We start from the raw sequence: 24,104 nt of genomic DNA on the forward strand, positions 1-24,104 counted from the left end.
TCCTGAAAATCAATGTAAAGCTATCATCACCTGATTCATCACTTGTTGATGGTCAGAAAGATGCATGATTTGTTCAGAAGATCAGCCTTATAAAAACGCTGGTATCATTATTCAGTTTACCAAACGTCCAATTTTCGGCGCAAAGCGCCGTAAATTAGCGTGAAGTTAAACCATCATTACGACAAACATCGATATACACACTCTAGCTTCTAGAAATTCAGCGTAGCGGTATGCTTCGTAAGTGTGTTTCGATTGCTTCAATCATCGATTTGGTAAGCGGTAAATGCGCTTTTTCTTTCGCCCATACCTCATGAAAGCCTGCTACGGTTTGTTTGGCGGTATCTAACACCAATTTTTCTGGTAGCATGGCTTTAGCTGCTAGGTGTGATAACTCATCTAGCGTGAAATCACTGAATTTCTTGCTACGGCTCACCTTCAACGAAGCACTATCATCGGGGATATAAGGAATGGTCGAGACAAAGTCATAAGCAGGTGCTATCGATGCTGTGAGCTTATCCTTATAGATCACAGACCAATTCTTCAAATGCATATCTGCATTTCCAATTAGCGTATTGAACACCAATCGGCGAGTAAATTCTGCGATATCATCGTCTTGGCCTTCGATGCCGATAACCTGAGCAATATTCCGCATACTCGCTTTTTTGTATTTATCTTGAGGATAAACGCCAAACACTTGCGCAAAGTCCTCAATGTGCACAGCTTGACCATCTGCACGGTCAAAACGTTTGATCACAAACGCACTGTCACCAAATTTACCAATACCATTTGGGATATTAGCAATCTTATTAATAGGGAGTAACTGCGTTTCTGGCACATCCATTCCCAACATTCGAGCCAATTCCATCATTGAATATTCATTTTCTGGCACAGCTTCAAATCGAGACGACGGTAATTTTACAATCCAAGAACCACCTTGACCGGTTGCTGGGATCGTCAAACCGCCATTTGCCTGCTGCACAGCTGAAAACTTCAATTGCACTCCCGCCAATGAAAAACGCATTGGCCCATCTGTCTTCGTTTCATCTTCTATGTCTTGATGCACATTAGGTGGTAAGGCTTCACCATCCGCAGGCTCAACCGTGATCGCGCCAGCCAGATCCCGTCCCAGTACCCACAATAAAAAAAATTCTCTCGCGGGGTTCACTCCGGCACGCTCTGCCAGGTAATTTCTCATCGTTTCTTCTGGCAAAAGGTTAGAGAAAAACGGGGTTAACTTAGTTTGGGTCGGTTTGAAGCTAGTCAGCAGGCCACCTAGCGAATCTTTAAAACCAAGTCCTAACACGGGCCGCGATTCATCATGAATGTACGAATCCGTAAACGCAAAAAGCGTTCTGTCATTGCCAACGTTGGTAATCGTTGCGATGAGCTCTCCGTAGAGCAACACGTTGAGCGTAGAAACATGGTTAGTCATCGTCGTCATCCTCTAACTGATATGCAGGCGACATTGCCTCACCTTCGTCGATGCTCCCTTGACTGCTTCGAATGATCGACTTAATGGCCGGTACAGATTTTTTTGGCGCAACAAATAACTCTAGGTCGAGTACACGGGCAAGTGCAATCAAACTGGACATTCTTAAATCAACGCCGCCAGACTCGATTTTCGATATATGGCTTTGCGGCACACCCGAACGCGCGCTCAGGTCTCTTTGACTAAAACCTTTACGTACCCGAGCTTCTCGAAGGCTTTCTAGTATCTGCTCTGTTACATAGCTCATTTCGATACACCTTAATGCATCACTGAAGAAAAAAATATATCAAAACATATCACACCAACTGAAAGAACACAAAGATGATTAGCTATTACATATCAATAGCTATAATATGATACACAATTACACATAAGTAGATGGAGATTTTTTGTCATCGACAAAAGAGAGATACTCTAGCTGATAATCGCGAACTGACGCATCAAACCCTCTAAGTACTTTTGTCGCTCAGCCCTTATACAGCAAGGGCTACAGAACAGCTCGCGTCAAATAACCGAAGGATAAGTGCAACAAAAAGGAAATTTGTACACAGTTACAGGAAATTTTGTACACACAGGCCAAAAAACAAGTGCAAAATGATGGTATAAACAGCAGTTAAATTTGAAGGTAAGTCCGATATCTCAGTTAGAAATAGTCGTATTGGTTCGCTTCAAGCATCTTTCAAAATAAGCACTAAAGCAAAAATCACACCAACAAATATATCCCTTCATAAAATTTTGTAACTTGGTAAAGAAGAAAACATTTACCAAAAAAAGAGACTCTTTTTAATGGTAGTACTTTTTACGTTAAACCCAGTAACCACAAGGCCTACAGCCAGATTTGTGTCATAGGATTTTCGCCAAAGGCCTCTAAAACGGAATTTGTACTCAAGTTTGTACACACTTTCCGAGGTTACGCTTGAACATCATTGAAAAGCAAAGAAACGAGAAAAAGACAAAAAGCCTTTAAATTCAGTACTTAGAGATGTGATTGTGGTGTGCAATGAAAGGTGATTTTAAGCGTTGAAAGGCTGGGCGGCATCAGGGTGCGAGATGATCGCAAAGGTGCGTCGTTTATTAATTTCGGTAGTTAAATTAGACATGTAAGCTGCTTTTAGTCATAACAAAGCGCACTTAACTGCCTTATAAATTATAAAGCTCGGTGCGCACTGTAAAAATAAAATAGAATTGCCGAGTATTATACCTTGTTTGTCTTAGCCAAAAAAGCAGCGATTGTAAGTAATTATTCACCTTGGGTTAGGGATTTTCGTTGTTCACTTTTTTGCTAAGCTTGTGTAATCAAGTTGTAACGCATACTATGGATAAATTGCACGGAGGATATTAATTTAGGTCATGAAAACCAGTAAGCTCAGTATTCGATTATTATGGTATATCACCCCATTAGTGATTTTACCTTTGTTGTTTTTAGGTGGCTTTACGTTAACCAATGTGACCAATTCAACAAAAAAACAAGCTGAGCTGATTGTGAGTCGCTTTGTTGAACAACAACAACAGAAGATCTTTAACTACATAGACTCGTTTCATTCTATTACGCGTTTATTATCAACGTCTCCTGTACTTGCCGACTTTTTGTCTCGAGAGCCGGGCTCTAAAAATCAATATATCGAGCGACTTGGCGAATTAATGAATGTATTTGCCAGTTATTCAGAAGCTTACCCAGATATAATTAGTATTAATTATGTTGCCCCAGACGGCAAAAGTGATGCTTTTTATTCAAGCCAATTGACCCCAGCGCCAAAGAGCTACCCGTTTTTCAAACAAGTACTCAAATCAAACCTGCGTCAACAGCAATTTATGATCCCCAAAGAAGACGGTTCGACCAGCCTCTATTTTGTGCATCCAATTTATAACATTGATTACTACCTAAAACAGCCTCAGCAGCTTGGCTTTATTGTGGTACATGTTGAGCCATCTATTTTAAACGCCAGTATTTTAGAAGCCCCATTTAATAACACCCTAAATTTATTCTTAACGACTAAAGGGCAAATTTTATTTAGCTCTGATTATGACTTGCGCGGCAACTACTTAAGTGAATATGAGCTCGAGCAAATAAAGAGATTAGCTGATTACGGAAAACTGGCCGATATTGAATTATCAAGTATCGATAAAGAAGAGCGAATTATCTACGCTGTGCAAATGACGGACGGCGACTATTTGGTTTCAACAACTCCCAAAGATTTACTCTATCAGTCAGGTAAAGCAATTAGCTTAATAACTGCACTGATTGTAATTATCTCAGTGATCTCGTTACCAATTTTAATTTATATAGTTGTTCGTAATTTACTGTTAACCCCTGTCGAATTATTAGGTGCTGCGAGTCACCGAGTAGGTGATGGTGACTTATCAGTTTATTTACCTGCGCATACTAACGATGAAGTAGGTGTCTTATTTAACGATTTTAATCACATGGTAAATCAAATTCGTGACTACCAAGATGAACTCGAAGAGTACAAACACCACCTTGAAGAAAAAGTAGAAAGCCGAACTAAAGCGCTTGAAGCTATGAATAACAAACTTGAAGTGGCTATTGCCCAAGCTGAACAAGCAAACCAATTAAAGAGCCGCTTTTTAGCAAATATGAGCCATGAAATTCGCACCCCACTTACCGCAATCATGGGTTTTACTGAGCAACTGCTACACAACAAAGATGCGGTGAATGATGAGCAGCATTTAAGTACAATTTTGCGAAACTCTAAACACCTTTTAGAACTCATAAATAACATTCTCGATTTATCTAAAATTGAAGCAGAAAAACTGGCTGTCGAACGAAGCCCTTGCTCGGTTGTTCAATTAATTCATGATATTGATTCAATCATTCGTCCATTAGCGAATCAAAAGCAACTGCAGTTTAATATTAATTACAACTTACCAATTCCTCAAAGCATTAACAGTGATACCACACGCTTAAAACAAATATTAATAAACATTGCTAGCAATGCTGTTAAATTTACTGAGCAAGGCTTTATCTCGCTTGATATTCACTATAACGATGAGCGACAGCTATTAGAATTTGTCATTGAAGATACCGGAATTGGTATGTCTGAGCGTGAAGTAGAACGAGTATTTAAACCGTTCGAACAAGCCGATGCCACAACAACTCGCCGATTTGGTGGAACAGGCCTAGGTTTATGTATTTCAAAGAACTTGGCTCAGCTATTAGGGGGAGATGTAAAGCTTGTCAGCGAGCTAGGTAAAGGTAGTAGCTTTACCGTGCAAGTGGCCTGTCATTTAAACCCTGAACAATTACAACGTAATGCGTTTATTCACAACTATGAACAACTGTCTCCGGGTTCAGATACACAATTATCCTTCGCAGAAAATAGTTTTGATGCTCATATTTTAGTGGCTGAGGATAATCCAGATAATCAATTATTGATAAAACTATTGCTACAAACTTGGGGGCTCGAGCCTGACATTGCGAAAAACGGCGCTGAAGCCGTAGAAATGGCTCTGGTTAATGACTATCAGTTGATTATCATGGATATGCAAATGCCAGTAATGGGTGGATTAGAAGCAACGCAAATGCTCCGTCATGCTGCATACGATGGCCCTATCATAGCCTTAACAGCAAACGTTATGAAAAATGACGTTGATACTTATTTAGAAGCTGGTTGCGATGAGGCGCTGGCTAAACCAATCGATAAACACGCTCTCGAGAAAGTACTAGTTAGCTACTTAAATATTGAAAAAGACAGTCAAAATAAATGGGAAAACTTACTGAAAAGTGAGAAATTCCAACAGATCAATGATAACTACCGTTCTAAACTACCTGATTATTTAAGCCAAGTAGTACGACTGTATCGTGCAAAAGAGTGGGAGGCATTACGCTCTCTTGCACACAGTATTAAAGGCAGCGCTGGGTGTTTTAGCTTTGAAGAAATCCACAAAACGGCAGGTCAACTAGAAACGGCATTGAGCACGAACCAAATGGCACAAGTTGCAGACTGTTATGAAGCACTCATTAGTGCCCTAAAAGAGGCCGCTTAACTAAAGCCTTAAAGTTAGCCCCATCAAAATAGCATCTTCATTACCTGTCGCAGTTGGGTAGTAATTTTTACGCACTGACATTGAGCTGAAGCCTGCACTCTCGTACAAACCAATTGCAGGTTTGTTTGATTCTCGCACTTCTAAAAATAAGTTCTCTGCTTGGTATTGCTCACCATGCTCAATAAATGCATTTAATAATTGTTTTGCAATACCCTGCCCTTGATACGCTGGCGCTACACAAATATCCATTAGAGTAAAGTCAGGCCCTGCTTGTTCACCGATGTAAAAGCCAAGCATTTCATCATCACTAAAGGCTGCAAGGTTAAAATAGCGACCAGCTAAACACGACAGCATGGTCTTTTCTGTCCACGGATGACTATGACAGGCATTTTCAATAGCCATTAACTGGCTAATATAGGTTGCATCTACAGGTTTAAAGCTTATCAAGTTGTTCACCAATTAAAGACCAAAGTTGTTTTTTCTGCTCAGCTGTGAGCTTCTCACTCGGCAAGGCTAAACAGCCATCCTGCCAGCTAATATTCTCAGCTTTTACTACCTGTGTGATCACTATTGGAGCAAACGCTTTTTCAAGATCTTGATGTAGCTGCAGTGGAAGTACTAAAGGTGCTTGTGCTGTTACAGTGACTTGTTCATCCTGAGTTTCAGGCACAGTTCGATAATGTTGTTTTAACTCGAGTGATTGTACAGAGAATATCGCAGCGTAACTTGGATTCATAACAACTCAATCATGATTAAGAGCAAGTAATATAGGAAGATTTGCGATTAAAGTAAAGCAGGAAGAAATGGCAGGGGCGGAGAGATTCGAACTCCCAACCGTCGGTTTTGGAGACCGCTGTTCTACCAATTGGAACTACGCCCCTGCAATGACGACGAATTATATAGAGCTTTTTTCAAAGGTAAAGTAAAAAAACACAGTTTTTAGTTTAACTGCTTCTTAAATAAACAAAACGGCGAATTAGCACGCTAATTCGCCGTTTAGATTTTTTGCGACTCGTCGCTTTGAATATTGAAATGCACAAGGCATGAGAAAATAGGAAGCCATTAATTAACTAAAATTAAAGCCAATGACACTTATTCGCAATTTATTGAGTATCAACAGTGACCGCCCTTGAAAAAGGAACATGTGATGACCACTTTAACCTTATGATTAGTAGACACAGTAATCACATTTCATATTCATGCTATTTAGAAATAACAACTGATTAAGCAAATACAAAAAATAGGTACCAGCAGGAGGGATTCAGCCTCCCCTACTTTGCTCAGAAAAATTGGGGGTGAGGCCATCCTATGGCATTCTGTTGAAAACAACATTGAGAGGTTAAAATGAGCCAATTATTTAGTGCCGCGAAGATCGGAGAGCTCAATCTTACAAACCACATAGTTATCGCACCAATGTGTCAATACTCTGCCGAATCTGGACAGGCTAGCTCCTGGCACCGCATGCACTATGGTTCGCTGGCAACGTCTGGCGCTGGGTTGCTAATTTTGGAGGCCACAGCTGTTGAACCTATTGGCCGTATTTCTGCGGGAGATTTAGGACTGTGGGATGACGCAACAGAAGCCGCATTAGACAGTGTTTTGTCTGATGTTCGCGCTTGGTCTCCCATTCGTATAGGTATTCAGCTTGGTCATGCCGGGCGAAAGGCTTCTTGTCATGTGCCATGGCAGGGAGGTCATAAATTGACGATGGATGAAGGTGGCTGGCAAACGGTTGCTCCTTCTGCGTTGGCCTTCAATGAGCAAGACGAAACGCCAGAGTCACTCGACTTAGCGGGTCTTGCGCGTATTAAACAGGCGTTTGTTGACAGCGCAATTCGTGCAGTACGTGTAGGAATTGATCTAATAGAAATCCATGCGGCGCATGGTTACCTACTCCACCAATTTCTTTCTCCACTAAGTAACCAAAGGCAGGACCAATATGGTGGTTCGCTGGAAAATCGCCTACGCTTTCCTCTTGAAGTATTTGAAGCTGTGCGTAAAGCCATCCCTTCTTCAGTTCCGGTTGGAGTTCGTCTCTCGGCAACTGACTGGGTTGATGACGGTTGGGATGTTGAGCAATCGATTGTGTTTGGTCAGCAACTGGAACAGCTGGGTTGTGACTATCTTCATGTTTCCAGTGGTGGGCTTTCGCCGCAGCAATCCATTGATGTAAAACCAGGGTATCAGCTTCCGTTTGCTAATGCCATTCGCCAACAAGTTACAATACCGGTAATAGGTGTAGGCTTAATCACCGAGCCACAGCAGGCTGAAGAAGCGCTGAAACAAGGGGATGCCGATTTGGTTGCATTAGGTCGCTCTGTACTTTTTAATCCGCATTGGCCTTGGCAAGCTGCCGTTGCGCTAGGTGCTCAGGTTCAGGCTCCGCCTCAATATTTGCGCTCTGAACCACATGGCTCGAAAGGTACGCTTGTTTAACCTTAAATATTTAACAGGCTGACTACAACACGCTCAAAATTTAAACGGTGGGCTATCGATACTTCTCCATTTTCTTTGCGCCAAGATGGAAACTGTTATTAAGTATCTACAGCTCACCAAAAAAACTCGTACTGTGCTACATATTCTGTGTAATCGAAGACTCAAAAGCTATTGGTGCTTACTCATTAACCGTCACATTTGTCACGAGAGTTTAAGCTTCATGGCTAACAACAGTGTTAACAGGAAGACCTTGTCACTTAATCACAAACTCTTACCAGCACAAATGTGTGCTGTGTTCAGCCTACTTGGTTGGCTATTTACTCAGATTTGGCACGCTTATGCAGAGTTAGAGCTGTTGTCGATTTCTGGATATGCTGATTTCTGAAAACCAACAGTCATTATCCCTATAAAAAAATGCCAGTCAGTAAAACTGACTGGCATTTTTTATTGGCTTAAGGCTTTATTAGCTCTTTTGAGCTAGCCCTATTCCCATTCGATTGTTGCCGGTGGTTTACCTGAAATATCGTAAACAACACGTGAAATACCATCGATTTCGTTGATGATACGGTTAGAAACCACACCTAAGAACTCATAAGGTAAGTGTGACCAACGTGCCGTCATAAAGTCGATTGTTTCAACACAACGCAGTGATACAACCCAGTCGTATTTACGCGCATCACCCATTACACCTACCGATTTAACTGGTAAGAATACAGTGAAGGCTTGGCTTACTTTGTGGTAAAGCTCAGCTTTGTGTAGCTCTTCGATGAAGATAGCATCTGCGCGACGTAGTAAGTCACAGTATTCTTTCTTGATTTCACCAAGTACACGAACACCTAAACCAGGACCCGGGAATGGGTGACGGTAAAGCATGTCGTAAGGTAGACCAAGCTCAAGGCCAATTTTACGTACTTCATCTTTGAATAGCTCACGTAATGGCTCTACAAGACCCATTTCCATGTCGTCTGGTAAACCACCTACGTTGTGGTGAGATTTGATTACGTGTGCTTTGCCTGTTGCTGATGCAGCAGATTCGATTACGTCTGGGTAGATAGTACCTTGACCTAACCATTTAGCGCTTTTCAGCTTTTTAGCTTGCTCGTCAAATACTTTAATGAAAGTATGACCAATCGCTTTACGCTTATCTTCTGGGTCTGACTTGCCAGCTAAGTCTGCTAAGAATTGATCTTCAGCATCGACTTTAACAATGTTTAGGCCAAACTTGTTGCCAAACATGTCCATAACTTGCTGACCTTCGTTTAAACGAAGTAGACCGTTATCAACGAATACACACGTTAGCTTGTCGCCGATTGCACGGTGAATAAGCATAGCAACAACAGATGAATCAACACCACCTGATAAGCCTAAGATAACTTCATCATCACCCACAGTTTCTTTAATACGCTCGATAGCATCATCGATGATTTTAGCTGGTGTCCATAGCTTTTCGCAGCCACAGATATCAATTGCAAAACGCTCAAGTAAACGTTGACCTTGATGAGTGTGAGTTACTTCTGGGTGGAACTGTACGCCGTAGAAACGCTTTTCTTCCCAAGACATTGCAGCATGTGGACATGTTGATGTTTTAGCAGTAGTTTTGAAAGTATCTGGAATTTCCATTACTTTATCGCCGTGGCTCATCCAAACGTCTAGTACGCCAGCACCGCCGTCAGTAATGTGGTCTTCGATAGCATCGAATAACGCACAGTTACCTACTTTCTCAACTTGTGCATAACCAAACTCTTTCTTATCAGAGCTGTGTACGCTACCACCCAGTTGCGTTGCCATTGTTTGCATACCGTAACAGATACCAAGTACTGGAACGCCTGCGTTAAATACATACTCAGGAGCACGTGGGCTGTTTTCAAGTGTTGTAGACTCAGGGCCACCCGACAAAATAATACCTTGTGGATTAAATTCGCGGATTTGCTCTTCAGTTACATCCCATGCCCATAGCTCACAGTAAACACCAATCTCACGTATACGACGTGCGATTAACTGTGTGTATTGCGAACCAAAATCTAAAATGAGAATTCGTGAATCGTGAATGTCTTTGCTCATGGAGTATCTCGTTAGTCAGGAACTGCTCCCCCAAAGGGAGATGATCAATAAATTAGGGCTAGCAAATGCTAGCCCATGTAATTTCAATACCTTAAGGTAATTAACCTAAGCGGTAGTTTGGCGCTTCTTTGGTAATTTGCACGTCGTGAACGTGTGACTCACCCATACCAGCTGAAGTAACGCGAACAAATTGAGGTTTAGTATTTAACTCTTCAATTGTTGCACAGCCTGTTAAGCCCATTGCGCTGCGAAGACCGCCCACCTGTTGGTGAATGATTGTCGCGATAGGACCTTTATAAGCAACACGGCCTTCGATACCTTCAGGAACAAGCTTGTCTGCTTCGTTCGATTTTTGGAAGTAACGGTCTGATGAACCTTCTTTTTGGTTCATAGCGCCAAGGCTACCCATACCACGGTAAGACTTGTAGTAACGACCTTGGTATAGCTCAACTTCACCCGGTGCTTCTTCAGTACCCGCTAGCATTGAACCCACCATTACACATGATGCACCGGCAACAAGTGCTTTTACGATGTCACCAGAGAAACGAATACCACCGTCAGCGATAACAGGAATATCGCGGCCTTTTAAGCCTTCAACTGCGTCAGAAATAGCCGTAATTTGTGGTACACCACAACCTGTTACGATACGAGTAGTACAAATAGAACCAGGGCCAATACCTACCTTAACAGCGTCAACACCTGCATCAGCAAGGGCAATCGCACCTTCAGCTGTTGCAACGTTACCTGCTACGATTTGTAAATCTGGGTATGTTTGACGTGTTTGAGCAACACGGTCGATTACACCTTGTGAGTGGCCATGTGATGTATCGATAAGTAATACGTCAACACCCGCTTCAACAAGGGCTGCGATACGCTCGTCAGTACCTGGACCAACACCAACAGCGGCACCTACACGAAGACGACCTTGATCGTCTTTACATGCGTGTGGCTTGTCTTGTGCTTTTTGGTAATCTTTTACAGTGATCATGCCTTTTAATTTAAATGCATCATCAACAACAAGAATTTTTTCGATACGGTGCTCGTGCATTAGACCTAAAATCTCATCACGGTCTGCACCTTCTTTTACAGTAACTAACGATTCTTTTTTCGTCATTACTGTAGAAACTGGCTGTTCAAGCTTAGTTTCAAAACGCATATCACGGCTTGTAACAATACCTACAAGGTTATTGTCAGCATCGGTTACAGGGAAACCTGAAAAACCTTTTTCTTCTGAAAGCGCGATAGCATCAGCAATTGTAAGATCCGCAGTCACAGTAACAGGGAAAGAAACAATACCTGCTTCGTACGTTTTTACTTTGCGTACGTTTTTAGCTTGCTCTTCAATTGTCATGTTTTTGTGGATGAAACCTAACCCGCCTTCTTGCGCTAAAGCAATCGCTAAGCGAGCTTCTGTAACAGTATCCATAGATGCTGAAACTAGCGGCAAGTTAAGATTGATACCACGCGTTAAACGAGTTGAAATATTTGCCGTGTGTGGCAAAACAGTAGAATGACCCGGTACTAAAAGTACGTCGTCAAAGGTAAGAGCTTCTTTAGCGATTCTTAGCATAGTGCAACTTCTCACATGTGGATCTGAGTATAAGGAATTGCGGCCAAATTTTATCAGCGTTGTTGGCACGAGTAAATAAAATTATTCATTTATTTGTGTTAAAGTACACACAGATTTTTTTACTGGGGTTTTTAATGGCTTTCACGCAATCAACACAGCCTGTTTATACAGTCTCGCGACTAAATAAAGAAATTCGTCATGTTTTAGAGCAAGGCTTTTCGTCGCTGGTATTAAACGGCGAAATTTCTAACTTTATTGCCCCAGCCTCAGGACATTGGTACTTCACTTTAAAAGACGACCGAGCACAAGTAAAAGCAGCGATGTGGCGTGGCAATAATCGCGGCCAAACTTTTCGCCCGAGCAATGGTGCACAAGTGACCGTTCGCGCTCGCGTGTCATTGTATGAGCCCCGCGGTGATTATCAGCTGATTGTTGAACACATGGCCCCTGCCGGTGAAGGCTTATTAAAACAAGAATTTGACGCCCTTAAAATGCGCTTAGCTGCAGAAGGTCTATTTAGCTCAGCCCACAAAAAGCCATTACCAACCAATATAAATCGTGTTGGGGTGATCACCTCTGCCACAGGGGCTGCTATTCGCGATATTCTTACTGTATTAAAACGCCGCGCTCCGCAGCTTGAAGTCGTGATTTACCCAGCAATGGTGCAAGGTGCAGATGCCCATAGCCAACTAATAGAAAAAATAAACATCGCCAACCAGCGTAACGAAGTAGATGTTCTTATATTAGGTCGCGGTGGTGGCTCACTCGAAGATTTGTGGTGCTTTAACCATGAGCAATTGGCCCGTGCCATTTTTGCAAGTCACTTACCCATCGTTAGCGCGGTCGGTCACGAAGTTGATACCACGATTAGTGATTATGTCGCCGATATTCGCGCAGCCACTCCTTCAGCTGCTGCGGAGCTTGTTAGCCCAAACAGCGAAGAGCTGCACAACAAAGTTAAGCAGTTAGTTAGACACTTAAATCATGCCTTTAAACATTCATTGGCAGTAAAACGCAGTACCGCAACGCAATTTGAGCACCGCTTACAGCTTTGTCATCCGCGTAATCAACTCAATCAACAAGCGCAAAAATTAGATGAGCTAAGTTTAGCCTTACACGGCGCGATGAATAGTAAAATTCAGCGATATGAGCGAGTACTTGCTAACTTAACACCACGCTTAATGCAACGTTCTCCTGAAAAGCAGTTAGCTAAGAGCGAGCATCAGCTGACGCAATTACATGCTAGGCTTACACAAGCAATGCAACAACAGCTTTCAGGTTCTCGAAACAAGCTTTCATTACAGGCAAGTCGTTTAGATTCTGTAAGTCCGCTCAGTGTGTTGGCGCGTGGTTACAGCATTACTAAAAACCAACAAGGTGGGGTGGTGAAATCGGTTAACGATGTAAGTTCTGGTGAGCTTATAACTACCGAACTTGCCGATGGTCAACTGCAATCAAAAGTTGTATAAAATTACTCCGTGCTTGCAATAATGGTTAGACTATCGTCACTTGAGGTGGTGGAAGTAAATTTAAATTGCTTCCACCAGCTTTGCTCCACCATTTTATCGGTCATGTTACGCCAATAATGGCTTGGCAACTCATCAACCCCCTCAGGTTGCAGCAGTTTAAACTGACAAACTGAGCTTTTGCATCTAGAGATACTCATTTCTGGCTGCACGGGTAAGTCTGCCATAATTAAAAAGTCGCTCATGGCTGTTTCAATTTGGTAAGCCCACGCCTCATCTCGAGATTGCTCTTCTAATAAAGTATAAAGATCCTCTAGATGTGAGTTGATTTGCTGCGGAGGTATCGCACTTGAACGGTAACTGGCAATCACCGCTTGTTGGTTTTCGACTTGTAACTTCAGCTCTGCGACTTGTTGCTCAAGCTCGCTTTTGCTAACAGCTACTGAATTAACTTCAGCGACTTGTTTTTTAATAACAGGCGCTACAGCAGTGGCTTGCTGCTCTGGGACTTCCATTGTTTGCATTTCAACAAATTCTTGCTGATAAGTTTGCGGCTGATGTTGTGGGTCAGGTTGAAAAAATGACATGGCTACAGCGCCACAAATAAATGACGCTATAACAGCTAACCCAAAAGATAATTTAGACAATTCCATTGCACTTTATTGGTGTAAAACTACAACATAGCACTGGTGTGCGATGCATTACTAGCGGTAGTCGTACCATCATCTAAAAAGTTTTGGTTCATGCTTTCTGCTGGGCAAGGGCAGCTTGGTTTACCCACAACTTTAGCTGGTACACCAACAACCGTAGTGTGTGCTGGAACCGCACTCAGCACCACAGAATTGGCACCAATACGCGCCCCCTCACCTACTTCGATGTTACCCAGTACTTTTGCACCCGCGCCAATTAATACGCCGGCACGAATTTTAGGGTGGCGATCACCTTGCTCGTTACCTGTACCACCTAAGGTTACTGATTGAAGAATCGATACATTATCTTCGATAACCGCTGTTTCACCAATTACAATCCCAGTTGCATGGTCAAACATAATACCATGGCCAACTTTACAAGCAGGATGGATATCAACGCCAAAAACCTCTGAGGTTCTACTTTGAATGAAGCGAGCAAGCTCTTTTCGGTTTTGTTGCCATAAGCAGTTTGCGAGTCGATGAGCCTGAATTGCATGGAAGCCTTTTAGATTAAGAATGACAGTTAAGTAACTATCGGCTGCAGGGTCGCGATCTTTAACTGCTTTTATGTCATGAGCAACATGCGTTAGCATTAAGTCACATTTAACAAAGGCTTGGTCGAATAATTCACGAATAGTAAACGCCGAAACCACCGCATCAGCGAGTTTATTAGCAACAATAAAACTCAGCGCTGAACCTAAACATTCATGATTTAACACACACGAATAAACGTGACTTGCTAAAAGCGGTTCACGGGAAACGACTTCGTTTGCTTCTTCACGGAGCTTTTGCCAAATTTCATGACGCATAATATTGCCTTTCTGGTTGTACCTAACTGCTAAGGCTTAAGTTTAACGGATTTGTAGCAAGATGTACTAACCCGTTGTTTATTTGTTCTGGTTATATCTAATAACCAGAGTAGCAAAACCACTTTTTGCTCATTTTAAGGGAGTTTTAAGGCTATCTCATATGACAGAAGCAAACTCAGAGCTGAAGCCAACAATTAAATTAAACTTCTTATATTTCAATAACAAAACAGATATGACATCTTACCTGTCATATGCCAAAATAGGCACTGGCATATCGCTGACGGCGTAAAAAACAAAAATAATCATTAAATTTACATCATCAACTTAACAAGGAAACGATGATGAAAAACGACGTACTAAACTCACATAAACTAGGTTATAAATTTTACTTTCAAGATGGTGATAACCAAATCGCATGCTTTGGTCACATCATGAGCGGTAAAGAACAAATATATGTAAACGACGAATTGGTTAGTGAAAAGCGCAGCTTCGGCTTTAAAAGTCATCACGACTTTAACTACCAAGATACTGCTTATGCTGTCGATTTTGAGATGCAAAACATACTCACAGGCAAGCTTGAATGTTCGTTTTACAAAGCTGGTAAATTAGTAAAACAAAGCACACAAACCGCGCTTACTGATAACCCAAAACAAGTGGCTATGGTTACCTTAGGCTGTTTTATTGGTGGTGCAATATTTGGTTACGCAGTCGTTACTTTCATTGAACCGTTTCTTGGGAAGTAACTGATGCAGCTGAATCCCAATACAATCAAGACGCTTAGACTTAAATTCGATTGGACGCAGCAGCAATTGGCCGATGCCTGTGATGTAAGCCTACGTACCATTCAGCGAGTTGAAAAAGAAGGTGCGGCATCAAAAGAAACCACCATGAGCCTATGCGCAGTATTTGAAGTACGCCAAGGTGAGCTAATTAAACTCGATGACGATGTATCTGAACAAAGCGCAACACACGCAGTGAGTAAGCAAAATCTCGCTGCAATCGTAGCGGCTTCTTCGTTTATTAGTTTTGCTCTTGGTATGGCGACGGTATTAGTTATTTTTTAGGAGCAGCCAATGACCAAGGAACAACGTGGCTATGCAACACTTATAGCCTTCATGAAAGTAGCAATATTGTGCGGCATTGCCGTGAAAATTGCCTCTTTATTTTAATAAGTTCTCTGTCAGAGTTGAGCCTCGGGCTTGATTCTGACACGAAGCTGCATCCCAAAACGACGTAATTTTCTAAAATACGTTTTGCCACCTTCCTCGCTATTATCAGACGTATCCATATATTCTTAAAAAGCAGCAGCACAGAAAAGCTAGCTATTTAGGATTATTTTTTACGACCATAACAGTGAAAACTTATCATTTGTTGCTAATCTTACATAAGTGGTATTGGCTGGGTAATAATGTGGTTGAGTCAAAAGAATTCTTAAAATTAATACTCGATAGCATCTCTGAGCATATCGTAGTTATCAATGAACTAGGTGATATCATCTTTGTTAATCGCAGTTGGCAGACTTTTGGCCAAGATAATAATTGCAGTTGTGACGTGCAGTGGCGCCAACAAAACTATTTAGCAATTTGTGAATCAGCTGCAAAACAAGGTGATGAATTTGGTATAAAAGCACTCGCAGGCCTACAAAAAGTCATCAACAGTCAACAGCAAGAATACTATTTAGAATACCCTTGCCACAGTGATACTGAAAGCCGCTGGTTTTTGATGCGTGCAGTACCACTAGAATATCAATCACAGCGCTATGTCGTTATTAGTCACTTAAACATTACTGAAAGAATGCGAGCAGAACAGCAATTAAAAATGCTCGCGCACATTGACGGCCTTACTCAACTTGCGAATCGTCGCCATTTCGACAATTTCTTTGAACAAGAATGGAGTCGCTGTTTACGTTTAAAACAGCCCATTTCTATAGCCATGATTGATCTTGACCATTTCAAGTTGCTTAATGATAACTTTGGCCATTTAGTCGGCGATATTTGCTTAAAAAGTCTAGCAAACTTGCTTACACAATTTGCCCGCAGACCCAGTGATTTATGTGCAAGATACGGGGGAGAAGAATTTGTATTAGTTTTGGGTAACACACATAGCGAGCAGGCCTATCAACTACTCTCTCGGTTTATGACGCAATTAACCGAGCTACATATTGAAGAGTTGCATAATCAACAACTAACCGTAAGTATTGGTTTAGCAACTTTAGTGCCTGGTTTTTTAGACAATGCGACCACGTTAATTGACATGGCTGACAAAGCCCTTTATCAAGCAAAAGAAACAGGTCGAAACAAGCTAGTTGTTGCACAAACACAAACTGACATTGTGAGCAAAATGCCCCTAACTAGGGGCATTGAATAGCGGTTATTGGAATACCTTTTCAACATCAAGTACGCTGATATTTTTTGCAGGTATCGCAAGTTTATAGTCAGCAATCAGTTTGTCTTCAGCAACAAGCTCTGCTGGTTTTTCAGCGTTATACACCATAGGTGATGTTTGCTCTGAGGCTAGGCGTTTTTGCATGTCTTTGCCATCACCAGTAATAAACACATAGTGAATATTCTCAGTTTGCAGGTTATCGCGAATAACACGGTTAACATCATCAAGTGTTAGCTTTTCAAGCTTGCCACGCACATAGTCAACAAAGCTCTCAGTGTTGTAGAACTCACTATCAAGCGCATAGCCTAATTGGCGATCTTGGCTTGCAACCATTTGTGGCACAAAGTTAATTAAGAAGTTACGAGTCGCTTCAAAATCTTCTTTGCTGATGCCATTTTTAATTAGCTTATCAAGCTCAAATAACGCCGTACGCGTTGCAAAGTGCGCATCGTTATTAGAACGAAGCGGACGTAACCATACTTGGAAAATTTGCTCTGAACGACCTAAATTAGCATCTGGTTTTGTTTGGAACATACCACGCGGGAAGTACTCAATGTACGCGTAGTCACCATAGTTCATACCACGTGTTTGACGAATGCGCTGATACAAGAAGCTGTTTGAGCTGCGGTGTTCGCCAAAGTAAGAGCGAACTAACCAAAGCGCTGTCCAGTCATCGCTGCTACGAATAGTATCGATTGGGAAACCAAATGATACAGCGGTAGATTGCGCTGATTTTTCAACAATAGTCGCATGATGACCTTTTAGCGCTGGTGCATCTGGGATCATTAAGCGGCTTTCTTTACCTTGTGGAAGCGATGTTAAATCTTTCATCATTGCTGATTTAACTTCACTTGGAATAGCACCAATTAAACCAACCGTTAATTTTGATTGAGTAAACTGCTTAGCATAAAACGCTTTCACATCGTCAAGTGTCAACGCTTCAAGGTCTGATAAATCACCATAGTTATAGCTTTCGTATGGGTGACCTTTATAAAGCTGATGATAAAGCACTTCTTTACCTAACTCTTCGTCATTTGATGCTTTAAGGCCTGCTTTAATGCTATCGATAAGCTCTTTTTTCAGACGCTTGAAATCATCTTCTCTAAAGCCAGGGTTTAACATCTGATCGCTAACAAGTGCATACCACTTCGCTGCATTGTCTTTGTGCACACGGCCACGTAGTGAAATCATTTCTTTATCGATTTGATACCCAAAGCTTCCCGCCAATGGGTATAAGGCTTTTTGAATATCTTTATAGCTCATAGTTTCTGAGCCACCTTGCGCTAACATCGCAGCAGTGAGTGCAGCTAAACCTTTTTTACCTTGTGGATCAGCTGCTGCACCGGTATTAAATAACCAGTTAACATCAACTAAAGGTGAGCTATTTGTTTTATCAAGTACTTTAAAGTGACGCTCTGTTGGGGCTTGTTCAATACTTGCAACCAGCGCGTTTAAATCAACCTCTTGCTCAAAACCAGCCACTTTATCAAGCGCTGACATTGTCACAGTAGTGCGGCTTGAATCAACAAAATACTTGTTTGCTACCGCTTTGATATCTTCAGGAGTGATGCTATCAGCAGTTGCGTACAGTTGGTTAATAACCTCAGGGTCGCGTTCAAAATGCATGTAGCTTGCAAGCGTTGACGCAATTGACTGCGATGAATCAAGACCATTAATAAAGCTGTATTTAAGGTTTGATTTTAAATCCGCTAACTTTTGTGCATCAACTAACTCAGTACGTGCTTGTGCATAAGTACGGTTAATCGCATCACGGGCTTTAGCAAGGTCCGCTTCGTTTTCGACTTTTACAAACACATGTAATAAACCCGGATCTTTAGTATCTGGGTTATAGGTAAACATTTGGCTAGCAATTTGTTTATCAACAACAAGCTCTTGATAAAGTGCCGAGTTGTTAGAGAAATAAAGCTGCGAGATTAAATCAAGGGCTGCACGGTCTTTTTGGGTTGGATCCCATGCCGTGCCTTTGTAAGACACAAGCAACCAGTGACCTGGTAAACCATCATTTTTTTCATGTACATATTTTGCAGCTTGTTGTTTTGGCTCAACAGGAATTTCTGCTTGGTAATCGCCCTTTTTCCAGTTACCCCAATGCTTTTTCACCATTGCCATGGTTTCTTGTGGATCAACATCACCAACAATGACTAAAGATACATACTCTGGTTTATAAAATTTAGCGAAAAACTCTTTACCATATGCCATTTGATCAGGCATAGCTTCAATGTCTTCAAAAAAGCCCATCGTGGTATGCTTATACGTGTGCTTTTCGAATGCTTCGTTACGAACAGCAGAAAGTAACTTGCGAATTGGGCTGGCATTATTCTTTAGATACTCACCTTTAACAGTAAGCGCTTCAGTGCGGAACTGTTCTTCACTGTATGTGAGGTTTTGGAAAATATCGGCTTCGATTTCGAGTACTTTGTCTAAGTGCTCTTTTGAAAAGTTTAAGTGATAGTTAGTGTAATCGTTGGTCGTGTACGCGCGATTATCAACACCTGAATTCTTTAAAATATCTGAATACACATCTTGCGGGAATTTTTCAGAGCCTTTAAACATCATATGCTCAAAGAAGTGTGCAAAACCGGTTTTACCTGCTTCAACTTCGTTACGTGAACCTACCGATACCGGAATTTGCAGTGAAACTACATCTGGGTAATCGGTTTTTACCACCATCACGCGAAGGCCATTATCAAGCTCTTCTAAAAGGTAGTCTTGGCTGAATACACGACTATCGTCTTGGCTTGCTAGCTGCTCAATTTCGACTTCTTTAACCATAGTTGACTGTGAATTACTCGCGCAGCCACTTAGTGCTAGCGTTACAGCAACACTGGTTGCTAGTAATCTAAATTTCATAATGTTCCCTTGTTAGTTATTTTTTTCATGATCATTGCTGATTGATTATGCATCAAAGTGCCAGAAAATATGAGAGCCAGTGCAATAATTTATGTAAACAGGTGTGTCAATTTAGCGAAACGCTCGGCTTTCAATATGAGTAAAATTCATAGTCATTGAAAAACTTTCATGAAAAAAATCTATCTAGACGTCTAAATGGCTGCTATATTGTTTGTCATAGACATGAGCACGAGCTGGAATGAGGATTATGGCTTTATCACTACAAGAGAAAATTGAAGACACCAATCAAGGCGTCTACCTAATTGGTACTACACCGCCAAAATCAGGCACAGATAAAGCCACATTAGAAACTATTGCGCAAAAGCTTCTTGGTCGTTTACACGAAATTGAATACGATGGTGTAATCATTTATGACATTCAAGATGAAAGCAGCCGTACAGCGATTCCGCGCCCTTTCCCATTCAAAGAGACTGTCGACCCGCGTGAGTATTCTAAGTTATTACGTAACTTATCTCAGCAAGATGTTATCACCTATAAAAGTATTGCCCAGCGTGGCGAAGCTGAATTTACCGAATGGCTAAACGAAACTCGAAATGAGTTTGAGTTAAAAAACTTAGTGCTAGTCGGTAGTCCATCATCTGATGGTGATATCAAATTAAGCCTACCTGATGCATACAAAACCTTAGCAGAGCAAGATAGTGATGTATTTTTAGGTGGTGTTACGATTGCTGAGCGCCATGCGAGCAAGCGAAATGAGCATGAAAGACTACTTAAAAAAACACAGCAAGGCTGTCAATTTTTTATTTCGCAAGCCGTATATAATGCCCAAGCGACAATAGACTTGATCACCAGTTATGCGCGTAGCTGTAAAGCACAAGGCACAACACCAAAACGCATTATTTTAACGTTTACCCCTTGTGGTGGTGAAAAAACTTTAGAGTTTATGGAATGGTTGGGTATTTCTGTACCTGAGGCAACTAAGTACCGTATGCTCGATGCTGCAAATACTTTAAGCGAATCAGTGCGCATCTGCCGTGAAAATCTCGACTTAATTTTACAAAGCTGCGCACATTTAGATGTACCGCTAGGTTTAAATATTGAGAGCTTAACTAACCGTAAAGAAGAAATTGATGCATCAATCAATCTTTACCGTTTACTAAAAGCAATCATGGAATTAAACCTAGCTGAGAAGCAAATAGCTTAGCGTGCCGCCTTCGAGGCTTGCTTTTTCTCATACATATCTTCATCTGCCCGCTTTAATAGCTCAGCAAAGTTTTCTTTTGGCTGAGCTATTACCCCTGAACCAATACTTAAGCTCGTGACAGGAATGCCCCGCTTCTCTAAATTTATCTGAAAAGCGGTATTAAGCTTATCAGCGATACTGTCTATGCAATCACCGGGCTGAACTTGCAATAAGGCAATAAACTCATCACCGCCTAAGCGACCGATAATATCGGTTTCTCGTAGGCACTCTTTCATGGTGTCGGCTAAACAAATCAAAGCTAAGTCACCAACTTCGTGACCGTAAGTGTCATTGAGCGGTTTAAAGCTATTTATATCGATAAATAAACAACTAATATCAAAACCAAGACGCTTCGATATATTCAATTTATGTTGGCAAAGTAGGTCTATTGCACGGCGGTTATAAATATTAGTGAGTGAATCAAGCATGGCAATTTCACGCATCTGTGTGAAGTTGTCTAAAAGCGCAAGGTCATCTTCGACCATATCGCGAAGCTGTTCTATCAATTCTAAAAAGCTCTGTTGATAATGGGTTTGTTTAAAATCCATTACGCAAAAAGTACCAAACGGGTCACCACTTGGCCAGCTAATAGGCACCCCAAGGTAAGACTCAAAGCCATCTTTTACCAGCGGGCTGTCATCCCATTGACTATCTTGACTGGCATGATCAACATACAGCGGTGCCATATCACGCAGTACTTTTTTACAGAAAATATTATCGTCAGCACTTAACTCGGCCCCCGCCTCATAGGGGTTTTCTTGCTGCTCACTGGAGACGATAATGCGATAAACATTATCAGTTTTGTGGACTATAAAGCCCGCGGGTGCAGAAAACAGCTCAGTCATGAGATCTATTGTTTTCTGCCACTTTGCTAAGGAGAATTGCTTATCAGCGCGGCGAAACGTCCATTTATTCTCTTCTAACATACTAAACTCTCATCTTTAGCCAGAGGATAGTATAAATATACGCCAAATTTAGGAACGTCTCCTACTTTTTTGCCCTAAAATACGTTTTTTATCGCGGGAACGTCGTGCTTTATTCGTATTTTTACGAACCTGTTTTGGCTCTTTTGTTAAGTCCGGCTCATAACCTGGTAACCACTGCGGCGTGAGCCTTGTGTCGAGCAATATATCTATCTCGTCCAGTAACCACTGCTCATCTATGCTAACTAATGACATCGCAACGCCTTTTTCGCCTGCACGCCCTGTGCGACCAATGCGATGTACGTAATCCTCAGCTACATAAGGCAACTCATAGTTAATCACATACTTTAGTGAAGCAATATCAAGACCACGCGCCGCAACATCCGTTGCTACCAGCACCCTTGTTGCACCTGATTTAAAGTTTTGTAGTGCTTTATCACGCGCTCCTTGGCTTTTATCACCATGGATAGACTCTGTTTTTAAGCCATCTTTACACATTTCTTTAGCGAGCAAATCAGCTGTTTGTTTAGTGCGAGTGAAGATCAGTACTTGCTGCCAATTTTTCATGCCAATCATATGAGAAACTAACTCTCGCTTACGATCTTCATCAACGGCATAAACTAGCTGCTCAATTTCAACCGCGGCTGAGTTACGCTTATTCACTTCAACTAATTTAGGATCATTCAATAACTGCTTACTGAGTTTAAAAACACTGTCATCAAATGTGGCTGAAAAAAGTAAGGTTTGGCGCTCTTTTGGCACATGACGCAAAATGCGTTTAATCTCATCAATAAAACCCATATCAAGCATGCGATCAGCTTCATCAAATACCAAGGTGCTAATACTTGAGAGTTTAATACTGCCTTTGATCAGGTGATCAAGTAAGCGCCCTGGTGTTGCAACTACAACCTGCGCCCCTTTAATGGCTTTAATTTGCGGACCAATACTAGCCCCGCCATAAGCAAGCGCGGCTTTGATATCAGTGTGCGCAGCGTAGCGCTCTACGCTTGCAAAAACTTGTTGGGCAAGTTCGCGGGTTGGCGTAAGAATAAGCACTTTGACGGCACTTGGTAGCGCTTCTAAGGACAATAGCTTATCTAATAAAGGCAAAACAAATGCTGCTGTTTTACCAGTACCCGTTTGTGCGCTGCCCATTACATCAGCACCAGCCAAAATAAGAGGAATAGTTTGCGCTTGAATAGCCGTTGGGATGTGATAATTTTCGGCTTGCAATGCTTCTAAAAGCGCTGGTGCAAGATTTAACTCTGAAAAGGTCGCTGCTGACATGATATGAGGTACGTTTACTATAAAAGCGCTATTGTACGCTTAACACAATAAACAAAAAAGGCGCAATTAGCGCCTTTTCTATCAACCGAAAAAATCACACTGGTTTTAATGATTCTTTGCGCTGATTGTAAAAACTAATTAAATCATCAACGGTTGCTTGGCAATAGTCACGAATGCCAGAAACAAGCATGTGCTTTTCACCTGAACCTACTTTCTCGCCATTTTCTAACAAGTTGAAGCGAAGCGTAATTTTGCCGCGCTTACCTGTAAATTCAAAATCAGGCTCAGCAAACTGCAGTTCAGGTGAGCTGATATCTAGGCGGTCAAGGTTGATTAGCATTGACTCGTAAATCACCATTGGGCGCGCGGGGTTAATCATCACGTCTTGCTTACCCATTAGTGGAATGATCACATGCGGGAAAGTGGTGCCAGAAAACTCAACATAATTTTTAATTAAGCTATTTGTTAACTCAGGGCACTGGCTAACAGCCCCTTCTCGTTTCACTTTTAGCATGACTTTTTCGCCATCAGTAATGGCAAACTCATCAGCACCTTCAGGGAAAGTGAGCTTTGAATTTTCATCAACCATACCAGCAAATGTGAATTCCATTTTTTCACTTATGCCATAACGGTTTAAAACCAGCGAAAAAAGTAAATCGCCCGGTACACAAAACTTTTTAGCGTCTTTATCGTGTAATGGATTGAAATCATCAGCCACTAACTTGGCGAAACGACAGCCTTGCTCACGCGAGATTGAAACATAATCAGCATGTTGCTGATAATAAGGACTTAACATATTTGTTCACTGCTTAAACTACTTATAACCTACCTATACTACCAGAAAAAAAATAAAGAGAGGTCGAATCTGTT

20 protein-coding genes and 1 tRNA gene are annotated in these 24,104 nt (G+C 41.6%); 8 read left to right on the top strand and 13 right to left on the bottom strand.

Annotation, left to right across the window (positions count from 1 at the left end; translation table 11 throughout):
• Positions 1-217: 217 nt before the first annotated feature.
• Together E5N72_RS15540 and E5N72_RS15545 are read right to left on the bottom strand one after the other, a co-directional pair.
• A complete protein-coding gene (locus E5N72_RS15540) occupies positions 218-1,432 on the bottom strand; it encodes a HipA domain-containing protein (protein WP_135925940.1) in 1,215 nt (404 codons plus the stop codon).
• Positions 1,425-1,736 (bottom strand): helix-turn-helix transcriptional regulator, encoded by a 312-nt coding sequence (locus tag E5N72_RS15545; RefSeq protein ID WP_135925941.1) that lies wholly within the window; start codon positions 1,734-1,736, stop codon positions 1,425-1,427. The genes E5N72_RS15540 and E5N72_RS15545 overlap by 8 nt, the downstream gene beginning before the upstream one ends.
• 1,103 nt (positions 1,737-2,839) lie before the next feature.
• Between E5N72_RS15545 and E5N72_RS15550 the strand changes: the two genes are divergently transcribed.
• Complete coding sequence (locus E5N72_RS15550; protein ID WP_135925942.1) at positions 2,840-5,494, top strand: hybrid sensor histidine kinase/response regulator; 2,655 nt, start codon at positions 2,840-2,842, stop codon at positions 5,492-5,494.
• On the opposite strand, the gene rimI is transcribed toward E5N72_RS15550, so the two are convergent.
• The 3 genes from rimI to E5N72_RS15565 all read right to left on the bottom strand — a co-directional run bounded on the left by rimI (position 5,495) and on the right by E5N72_RS15565 (position 6,375).
• Positions 5,495-5,941 (bottom strand): ribosomal protein S18-alanine N-acetyltransferase, encoded by a 447-nt coding sequence (gene rimI, locus E5N72_RS15555; RefSeq protein WP_171040450.1) that lies wholly within the window; start codon positions 5,939-5,941, stop codon positions 5,495-5,497.
• Positions 5,928-6,230 (bottom strand): hypothetical protein, encoded by a 303-nt coding sequence (locus tag E5N72_RS15560; protein ID WP_135925943.1) that lies wholly within the window; start codon positions 6,228-6,230, stop codon positions 5,928-5,930. Before E5N72_RS15560 ends, rimI begins: the two co-directional genes overlap by 14 nt.
• 68 nt (positions 6,231-6,298) lie before the next feature.
• Positions 6,299-6,375: transfer RNA gene (locus E5N72_RS15565), tRNA-Trp, on the bottom strand.
• A gap of 463 nt (positions 6,376-6,838) precedes the next feature.
• Here E5N72_RS15565 and E5N72_RS15570 point away from each other — a divergent pair.
• Positions 6,839-7,930: an NADH:flavin oxidoreductase/NADH oxidase gene (locus E5N72_RS15570; protein WP_135925944.1), complete on the top strand. Its 1,092-nt coding sequence runs from the start codon at positions 6,839-6,841 to the stop codon at positions 7,928-7,930.
• Positions 7,931-8,180: 250 nt separating this feature from the next.
• On the top strand, positions 8,181-8,315 hold the full coding sequence (locus tag E5N72_RS20825) for a hypothetical protein (RefSeq protein ID WP_276605833.1): 135 nt from the start codon (positions 8,181-8,183) through the stop codon (positions 8,313-8,315).
• Positions 8,316-8,413: 98 nt separating this feature from the next.
• On the opposite strand, the gene guaA is transcribed toward E5N72_RS20825, so the two are convergent.
• Positions 8,414-9,991 (bottom strand): glutamine-hydrolyzing GMP synthase, encoded by a 1,578-nt coding sequence (guaA, locus tag E5N72_RS15575; protein ID WP_135925945.1) that lies wholly within the window; start codon positions 9,989-9,991, stop codon positions 8,414-8,416.
• Between the two features lie 100 nt (positions 9,992-10,091).
• Positions 10,092-11,561 carry an IMP dehydrogenase gene (gene guaB, locus E5N72_RS15580; protein WP_135925946.1) on the bottom strand — a complete coding sequence of 490 codons (1,470 nt, stop codon included), beginning with the start codon at positions 11,559-11,561 and terminating at the stop codon, positions 10,092-10,094.
• Between the two features lie 134 nt (positions 11,562-11,695).
• On the opposite strand from guaB, the gene xseA reads away from it, so the two are divergent.
• Positions 11,696-13,030 carry an exodeoxyribonuclease VII large subunit gene (xseA, locus tag E5N72_RS15585; RefSeq protein ID WP_135925947.1) on the top strand — a complete coding sequence of 445 codons (1,335 nt, stop codon included), beginning with the start codon at positions 11,696-11,698 and terminating at the stop codon, positions 13,028-13,030.
• Positions 13,031-13,032: 2 nt separating this feature from the next.
• Here the strand turns inward: xseA and E5N72_RS15590 are convergent, their stop codons facing one another.
• A complete protein-coding gene (locus E5N72_RS15590) occupies positions 13,033-13,614 on the bottom strand; it encodes a hypothetical protein (RefSeq protein WP_135925948.1) in 582 nt (193 codons plus the stop codon).
• 86 nt (positions 13,615-13,700) lie between these two features.
• A complete protein-coding gene (cysE, locus tag E5N72_RS15595; RefSeq protein ID WP_135925949.1) occupies positions 13,701-14,525 on the bottom strand; it encodes a serine O-acetyltransferase in 825 nt (274 codons plus the stop codon).
• A 338-nt stretch (positions 14,526-14,863) separates the two neighbouring features.
• Here cysE and E5N72_RS15600 point away from each other — a divergent pair, with 338 nt between their 5' ends.
• The 3 genes from E5N72_RS15600 (at position 14,864) to E5N72_RS15610 (ending at position 16,892) form a co-directional block, all read left to right on the top strand.
• Positions 14,864-15,268 carry a hypothetical protein gene (locus E5N72_RS15600; protein ID WP_135925950.1) on the top strand — a complete coding sequence of 135 codons (405 nt, stop codon included), beginning with the start codon at positions 14,864-14,866 and terminating at the stop codon, positions 15,266-15,268.
• 3 nt (positions 15,269-15,271) lie between these two features.
• The gene (locus E5N72_RS15605; RefSeq protein WP_135925951.1) at positions 15,272-15,589 is read left to right on the top strand and encodes a helix-turn-helix transcriptional regulator; all 318 of its coding nucleotides are present in this window, start codon (positions 15,272-15,274) and stop codon (positions 15,587-15,589) included.
• A gap of 289 nt (positions 15,590-15,878) precedes the next feature.
• Positions 15,879-16,892 carry a sensor domain-containing diguanylate cyclase gene (locus E5N72_RS15610; protein WP_235383280.1) on the top strand — a complete coding sequence of 338 codons (1,014 nt, stop codon included), beginning with the start codon at positions 15,879-15,881 and terminating at the stop codon, positions 16,890-16,892.
• Positions 16,893-16,895: 3 nt separating this feature from the next.
• On the opposite strand, the gene E5N72_RS15615 is transcribed toward E5N72_RS15610, so the two are convergent.
• Entirely contained in the window at positions 16,896-19,781 is a 2,886-nt protein-coding gene (locus E5N72_RS15615; RefSeq protein ID WP_135925952.1) for a M16 family metallopeptidase, read from the bottom strand.
• A gap of 247 nt (positions 19,782-20,028) precedes the next feature.
• Between E5N72_RS15615 and E5N72_RS15620 the strand changes: the two genes are divergently transcribed.
• Positions 20,029-20,985: a hypothetical protein gene (locus E5N72_RS15620; protein WP_135925953.1), complete on the top strand. Its 957-nt coding sequence runs from the start codon at positions 20,029-20,031 to the stop codon at positions 20,983-20,985.
• Here the strand turns inward: E5N72_RS15620 and E5N72_RS15625 are convergent.
• The 3 genes from E5N72_RS15625 to E5N72_RS15635 form a co-directional block, all read right to left on the bottom strand.
• A complete protein-coding gene (locus tag E5N72_RS15625; RefSeq protein WP_135925954.1) occupies positions 20,982-21,950 on the bottom strand; it encodes a sensor domain-containing diguanylate cyclase in 969 nt (322 codons plus the stop codon). The two genes, E5N72_RS15620 and E5N72_RS15625, sit on opposite strands and share 4 nt — an antisense overlap.
• A 48-nt stretch (positions 21,951-21,998) precedes the next feature.
• A complete protein-coding gene (locus E5N72_RS15630) occupies positions 21,999-23,234 on the bottom strand; it encodes a DEAD/DEAH box helicase (RefSeq protein ID WP_135925955.1) in 1,236 nt (411 codons plus the stop codon).
• A 94-nt stretch (positions 23,235-23,328) separates the two neighbouring features.
• Positions 23,329-24,030 carry a DUF3581 domain-containing protein gene (locus E5N72_RS15635; RefSeq protein ID WP_135925956.1) on the bottom strand — a complete coding sequence of 234 codons (702 nt, stop codon included), beginning with the start codon at positions 24,028-24,030 and terminating at the stop codon, positions 23,329-23,331.
• Positions 24,031-24,104 lie beyond the last annotated feature (74 nt).

It is taken from the genome of Pseudoalteromonas sp. MEBiC 03607 (assembly GCF_004792295.1).
Classification (GTDB): Bacteria; Pseudomonadota; Gammaproteobacteria; order Enterobacterales; family Alteromonadaceae; genus Pseudoalteromonas; species Pseudoalteromonas lipolytica_C.